Here is a 6,709-nt window from a genome sequence, read left to right as displayed (position 1 = left end):
GTATAGAAGCCCGAGCTCTTGAGCATGTCGCGGAAGGGCGCCGGATCGGGCTTGTTGAAGGTCACGCCCAGCTTGGTCAGCTGGGCCTGCGCGTCGGCGTTGAGCCTGGCGATGTCCTCGCGCTGCTTGAGGGCGGCGGCGTTGAGGTTCTTCGAAAGCGACTCCTGAACCTCCTTGGGCAACGCTTGCAGCTTCTTCGCGTTGCCGAAGATGAAGTGGCCATCCCAGGTGTGAGCCGTCAGTGCGCAGTACTTCTGCACTTCATAGAGCTTGGCGCTCTGGATCAGGGCGAGCGGGTTCTCCTGCCCGTCGACGACCTTGGTCTGCAGCGACGAATAGAGTTCGCCGAACGGGATCGCGGTGGGCGATGCGCCCAGCGCCTTGAACATCGAGATCCAGAGCGGGATGCCCGGCACGCGGATCTTGAATCCCTTCAGGTCCGCCGGCGTGACGATGGGCTTAGTGGACGACGTGATGTTGCGATAGCCGTTGTCGAGGCACTTGTCGTAGGCATAGAGGTTGACCTTGGCCAGTGCGGCTCGTACATAGGCGCCTAGATCGCCGTCCATCGCGGCCCACACCACGTCGTAGTCCTTGAACGCGAAGGCTACGCCGTTGATGCCGGCGGTCGGCACCAGCGTCTGCAGATTGGTGCCGGCGGTGGACATGATGTCGATGGCGCCGGCGCGCGTCTGCGAAATCATGTCGGGCTCGCTGCCAAGCTGGCTGGTCGGGTAGACCTGAAGATCGACCTTCCCGCCCGTGTCCTTGCGGATCGCTTCGGCCGCTTCCTTGATGCGCAGGCTGCCGGGATGGTCGGCCGGGAAGGCCGTGCCGTACTTGAGCTTGATCTCGCTTTGCGCGAAGGCAAAGTGGGTCGGCAGCGTGGCGGCTGCGCCGGTCGTGGCGATGGCGGCGACGAACCGGCGGCGGGTGGGCGTGAAAGTCATGACAAGGGTCTCCGTGGGGTCTTGTGAGGGTCAGGGGTATCGGATGCGCGGTTCAGCTGGATAGCAGTGCAGTCATGCCGCCGTTGCGCAGGGTGGACAGATGCCGCGCCAGGCGGTCGGCCAAGGTCGGTGGCCAGGGCGCCGTGCCGAACACGGCGCTGTGCGCCAGCGCGGCGTTCGCTGCATCGCTGTCGTTGGCGGCCTGCCTGAGGCGCGCAGCGAGCGCCGCGGCGCCCGGGTCGCTGATGACCAATTCTGCGCCGCTGTCACTGCGTGCGGTCGCGAGGTAGTGCAGCCAGGTTGCCAACGCGCGCTCGAGTTGCGGGCGTTCCACGGCGCAAGCCAGGCTCTCGCGCAAGGCGGGCAGCCAGCGCACCGGGATTTTCTGGGTGCCGTCCATGGCGATCTGCTGCGTGCGATGGGCCAGTGTCGGGTTTTCGAAGCGCGTGAGCAATTCGTGGCAGTAGGCCAGGACGTCGTAGCCCGGTGGGGCCGCGACGGTCGCGCGCAGGTCCTCCAGCATCAGGCGGCGCGCGAAGCCGCCGACCAGCGGATGCGCCATTGCGTCGGACACGGTCTCCAGGTCGCACAACTGGCCTGCATAGGCGAGGGCCGAGTGCGTGCCGTTGAGCAAGCGCAGCTTCATAGCCTGATATGGACGCACATCGCTGGTCAGCAAGGCGCCCGCGTCTTCCCAGGCGGGACGAATGCCGGCGAAGCGGTCTTCGATCACCCACTGGGTGAACGGTTCGCAAACGATGGCGGCCTCGTCACGCAGGTGGAGCCGCGCCGCAGCCCAGTCGATCGAGGCGGGTGTCGCTGCCGGCACGATGCGATCGACCATGCTGTTCGGGCAGCCGATCTCGGCCTCGATGCGGCGCGCGAGCTTCGCATCGAACAAGTCCGCGTACTGCACCAGCAGCTTGCGCAAGGTGTCGCCGTTGCCAGCCATGTTGTCGCAGCACACCAGCGTCAACGGCGCGTCGGCGGGGCGGCGGCGGATGCTGGCAGCCAACACGCCGAGCGTGGTCTTCGGCGTCTCCGGATTCGCGATGTCGTGGCGGACTGCCGCATCGTCGATGTCGAGGTCGCTGCCCGCCGGGTTCTGGCTGTAGCCCTTTTCAGTGACGGTGCTGGTCACGATGGCCGTCGCCGGATCGGCGATGGCCGCGATGACCTGCGCCAGTTGACTCGGCGCGTACAGGGCGCCGCGCAGCGCTCCGACGACGCGCGTGCGCGCCTGGTCGCCATGCCGCTCGGTCACCGAATACAGGTGGTCTTGCGCCGCCAGCGTCTCGGAGACGCGCGGGTCGCGCAGGCTCACGCCGACGATGCCCCAGCGAAGGTCGCCCTGCGCGATGACCGCCTCGGTATAGAGCGCCTGGTGGGCCCGGTGGAAGGCACCCAGGCCCAGGTGCACGATGCCGCCTGCCAGGCGCGTGCGGTCGTAGGCCGGCTGCGCCACGCCCTCGGCGAGGGACTGCAGGCTGCGCTCTGAAAGCCGCGAGTTCTGGTCTGCTGCCGAAGGCATCTGCTGCATCTCCGTTGGATTACCACAGTACCATGGTGGCATGGCACGATAGGGCGAGTCTAGGGAGCAATTGAGGCGCCTTATTAGCGGGGAAACCCTGATGATTGAATCTTTGTTGCGTTCACTACCATGGTGTAAAGTGGCTCATCACCCCAGGAAGCGCCCCTATGCCTGCCCGAGCCCCCGCCAGCGACCCCAAAGCCGATCCTCAGCAAACCGAAGGCGCGTTGGTCACTGCATTGAACGGCTTCAAGCTCGACCCCGAACGCTCCTATACGTCGCAGGTGCACCACCAACTGAGAGAGGCCATCGTGCGCGGCACGCTGCCTCCGCGCACGGCGCTTTCCGAAGCCACGATCTCCAAGTTGATCGATGTCAGCCGCACGCCGGTGCGCGAAGCGCTGGCGCAACTGGCGGATGAGCAACTGGTGCTGATCTACCGCCAGGTTGGCACGATCGTGGCGCCGGTGCGCATGCAGCTGCTTGAGGAAGGCCGTTTCGTGCGCAGCACGCTGGAATGCGCGAGCCATGTGCAGCTCGCGCAGACCATCACGCCAGCCCAGCTGACCGAATTCGGCCAGATCGTCGAGCGTCAGCGCAACGCGGTCGCGAGCGGCGAGATCGACCGGTTTTCCGAGCTGGACGAATTGATGCATCGCCGGCTCTTCGAGTTCGCAGGCCGCGAACACATCTGGGCCATGCTGGAACCGATCAAGCGCCAGTTCGACCGTGTGCGCTGGCTCCTGCTGGGCCATGTCGCGGGCCACGCCGAGCGCGCGCTGAGGGAACACGAGCAGATGCTGGCGCAGATGGCATCGCGCGACGTGGCGGGCCTGGGTGCGAGCGTCGCTTCCCACATCAACCACATCACGGCCCACCTTGCCGCGCTGCGCGAGCAGGCGCCGGCGAGCTACTTCGCCGACTGATCGGGGACGCCTTTACGCTTGGGCAACTGCGGGCTGCGGCTGCGGCTGCGGCTGCAGCGCCGCGTCCCGCAACTCGCGTCTCAGGATCTTGCCGACCGTGGATTTCGGCAGGGCGTCGACGATGTGCACGACCTTGGGAACCTTGTAGCCGGTCAGGGCTGCGCGGCAGTGCGCGATGACATCCTGGGCCTCCAGGCGCGCACCCGTTGCCTTCACGACGAACAGACGCACGGTTTCGCCGGTCTTTGGATCCGGAACGCCGACGCAGGCGCACTCGGCCACGCCGGGGCAGGCCGTCGCCACGGCTTCGATCTCGTTCGGATAGACGTTGAATCCAGAGACGATGATCATGTCCTTGATTCGGTCGACGATCTTGAGGAAGCCGCGTTCGTCCAACATGCCGACATCGCCGGTGCGGAAGTAGCCGTCGGCCGTGAAGGCTGCCGCATTGGCTTCGGGCTTCTGCCAGTATCCGCTCATCACCTGCGGCCCGCGGGCGCAGATCTCGCCGGGCTGTCCCGACGCGACCTCGCGGCCCGCTTCGTCGATCAGCTTGATGTCCGTCGAGGGCAGCGGCAGCCCCGTCGTGTTGGAGAATTTGCCGATGAACGGTGGGTTGATGGAAAGAACCGGGCTCGTCTCCGACAGGCCGTAGCCCTCCAGGATCAGACAGCCCGTGATCTGCTGCCAGCGCGCGGAGGTGGCTTCGAACACCGCGGCGCCGCCGCCGGCCGAAAGGCGCAGGTTCGAGAAGTCCACTTCCTTCAGGCGCGGATGCGCCGCCAGGCCCCCATAGAGAGTGTTGACGCCGACGAAGACCGACGGTCGAGCCTGCTTGAAGGTGTCGATCAGGCCGTCCATATCGCGCGGATTGGCCACCAGCCAGTTCTCGGCCCCGACGGAGAAGTAGCTGATGAAATTCACCATCAGGGCGAAGATGTGATAAAGGGGAAGGGCCGTCACCACCACTTCCTCGCCGGGATGGATGGTCTGGTGCATGAAGGCCTTGTATTGCTCCGTGTTGGCCACCAGGTTGCGATGCGACAGGCAGGCGCCTTTCGACAGACCGGTTGTGCCGCCGGTGTACTGCAGGAAGAGCAGGTCGTCGCCGCTAATCGTCGGGGCTTCATAGCTGTCGGGCATGCCCTCGGCGAGCATCCCGGACAGCGGCAGCGCGCCAATCAGCCGGGCATCCGGCTCGGGTCCGGGCAGCGGCCTGGYCAAGRCATCGCCGGGGCTGACCGTGATGATCTTCTCGACCGGAGCGTGCGCGATGGCTTCGGCAAGCGTGGGCGTCGAGCCGTTGAACGCGACCACGATCCTCGCGCCCGCGTCGCGCAGCTGATGCGCGAGCTCGCTCGGCGTATAGAGCGGATTCACGTTGACCTGCACCGCACCGAGGCGGGCGATGCCGATGAGAACCACCGGAAACGCCGCCAGGTTGGGCATCATCACCGCGATGCGGTCTCCCTTGCGGACGCCGAGTTCGCGTTGCAGACAGCTGGCGAAGCGTGCCGACAGGCGGTCGACATCGCGGTAGCTCAGACTTTGGCCGAACGAGCGGAACGCCGTCTTGTCGGCGTATTCCCGCATGGCCTGCTCGAGCAGTTCGACGATCGAGCCGTATGCATCGGGATCGATCTGCGCGGGGACGTCGCCGTACGACTGGATCCAGGGGCGTTGATTCATGTGTGTTTCCTTCAGGGCGTTTGTTGGGCGGCAGGGTCCTTGGCCACCAGTGCGGGATCCGCGTGTCCGACGAAGATCCGCAGCGCCAGTCGCTGGACGAATGTGCCGTAGGGCGGATAGAAGAGACCGATCGGGAACAGGCGCTGGCGCTTGAACACGGTCTTCGCATGCGACAGCTCGCGAAAGCCCTCCACGCCGTGGTAGGTCCCCATCCCCKAGTTGCCGATGCCGCCGAAGGGCGCGTCGTGGTTGACCACCTGCCATCCCCAGTCGTTGATCGCGACGCCGCCCGAATGCGTTCGGCGCAGCAGCGCGTCGCGCTCGGCGCGGTCGTGGCTGAAGCAGTAGAGCGCCAGCGGGCGCGGACGCGCATTGATGAAGGCGATCGCTTCGTCCATCGTGTCGTAGGGCACGACGGGCAGGATCGGGCCGAAGAGCTCTTCGAACATCACCCGCATGTCGGGCCTGAGACCGGTCAGGATCTGAAGCGGCAGCTGGCGGCCCTCGCCGGTCGGCATGGGCGCGCAGCTCTCGACCGACGCCCCCTTGGCGCGGGCATCCTCCAACAGGCCGATCAGGCGTTGGTATTGCCGCTCGTTAACGATCGCCGTGTAGTCGGCATTGCCGACCGTCTTGTTGGCGTAGAACGCCTTGAACGCGCGGCCGACGGATTCGACGAATTCGTCGACCTGCTCGCGCGGCACCAGCGCGTAGTCGGGGGACACGCAGATCTGGCCGCAGTTGGTCGACTTTCCGTGCGTGATGCGCCGGGCCGCGTCGGCGACCGGGTAGTTGCGGGTCACGAGGGCCGGGGACTTGCCGCCGAGCTCGAGCGTGACCGGCGTGAGGTTGTCCGCCGCCGTGCGCATCACGACGCGGCCGACGGCCGGCGAGCCGRTGAAGACGATGTGGTCGAAGGGCAGCGAAGTGAAGACATTGGGATCGACCAGTTCCTCGCCGACCACCGCCACGAGGTCTTCGGGGAACACCTCGGCGAGCATCCGCTTGAGCACCGCGTTGGTGGCCGGCGTCACCTCCGGCATCTTCACCATCACCCGGTTGCCGGCAGCGAGCGCGGCGACCAGGGGGCCCAGCGCCAGGTAGACCGGAAAGTTCCAGGGCACGATCACGCCGACCACGCCCTTAGGCTGATAGATCACCCGGATGCTGTTGCTGATGAACAGCAGTTCCGTCGAACGCCGGCTCGGCTTCATCCAGCGCCGGACATGCTTGATCGCATGGTCGAGTTCGAGCATCGAGCCGAGCAGGTCGAGCATCTTCGATTCCGCTTCCGACCGGTAGCCGAAATCGTGGCTCATGGCCTCGGCAAGAAGGTCCTGATAGCGCGACACCTGCAGCTTGAGCGACTTCAGGCGGCTGCGCCGCTGGTCGGCGTCGGGCCAGGGCGCCGCGGCGAAGGCGGCCCGCTGGGCGGCGAAGAGCTGAGCGACAGGTTCGTTCGCGCGGTCGACGGTTTCCGCGCGCGGGGCGTCCAGGGTGTGGGTCATGCGGTCTCCATGTGACTGAGGGGCAGGGCGGCACACCCTGCTTGGCGCTTGAATGTAGGCGTCCACGCGGCTGCCGCCTAGGTTGCGCCCCGCCAGAATCGGGTG

General features: G+C 66.3%; 5 protein-coding genes. 1 reads left to right on the top strand and 4 read right to left on the bottom strand.

The features are described from left to right. Positions 1 to 950 (bottom strand): TRAP transporter substrate-binding protein (locus AC1DY5_RS05250; protein WP_478109314.1); only part of this gene is annotated, 950 nt, incomplete at its 3' end. A 52-nt stretch (positions 951 to 1,002) separates the two neighbouring features. Further along, positions 1,003 to 2,481, bottom strand: coding sequence for a mannitol dehydrogenase family protein (locus AC1DY5_RS05245; protein ID WP_478109313.1), 1,479 nt, complete (start codon positions 2,479 to 2,481; stop codon positions 1,003 to 1,005). Positions 2,482 to 2,648: 167 nt separating this feature from the next. Between AC1DY5_RS05245 and AC1DY5_RS05240 the strand changes: the two genes are divergently transcribed. Beyond that, positions 2,649 to 3,407 carry a GntR family transcriptional regulator gene (locus AC1DY5_RS05240; protein WP_478109311.1) on the top strand — a complete coding sequence of 253 codons (759 nt, stop codon included), beginning with the start codon at positions 2,649 to 2,651 and terminating at the stop codon, positions 3,405 to 3,407. Between the two features lie 12 nt (positions 3,408 to 3,419). On the opposite strand, the gene AC1DY5_RS05235 is transcribed toward AC1DY5_RS05240, so the two are convergent. Both AC1DY5_RS05235 and AC1DY5_RS05230 read right to left on the bottom strand, forming a co-directional pair. Continuing rightward, positions 3,420 to 5,096, bottom strand: coding sequence for an AMP-binding protein (locus tag AC1DY5_RS05235; RefSeq protein ID WP_478109309.1), 1,677 nt, complete (start codon positions 5,094 to 5,096; stop codon positions 3,420 to 3,422). Between the two features lie 11 nt (positions 5,097 to 5,107). Beyond that, positions 5,108 to 6,604 (bottom strand): coniferyl aldehyde dehydrogenase, encoded by a 1,497-nt coding sequence (locus AC1DY5_RS05230; RefSeq protein WP_478109307.1) that lies wholly within the window; start codon positions 6,602 to 6,604, stop codon positions 5,108 to 5,110. Positions 6,605 to 6,709 lie beyond the last annotated feature (105 nt).

The organism is Variovorax sp. P4_D9, from assembly GCF_056401695.1.
The sequence above is the reverse complement of the archived record's forward strand: the minus strand, read 5'-3'. Positions and strand labels throughout refer to the sequence as shown.

What these genes read in the sequence shown, in the direction of transcription:
- AC1DY5_RS05240 (WP_478109311.1), top strand. Translation starts at nt 2,649, where the DNA reads ATGCCTGCCCGAGCCCCCGCCAGCGACCCCAAAGCCGATCCTCAGCAA.
- AC1DY5_RS05245 (WP_478109313.1), bottom strand. Translation starts at nt 2,481, where the DNA reads ATGCCTTCGGCAGCAGACCAGAACTCGCGGCTTTCAGAGCGCAGCCTG.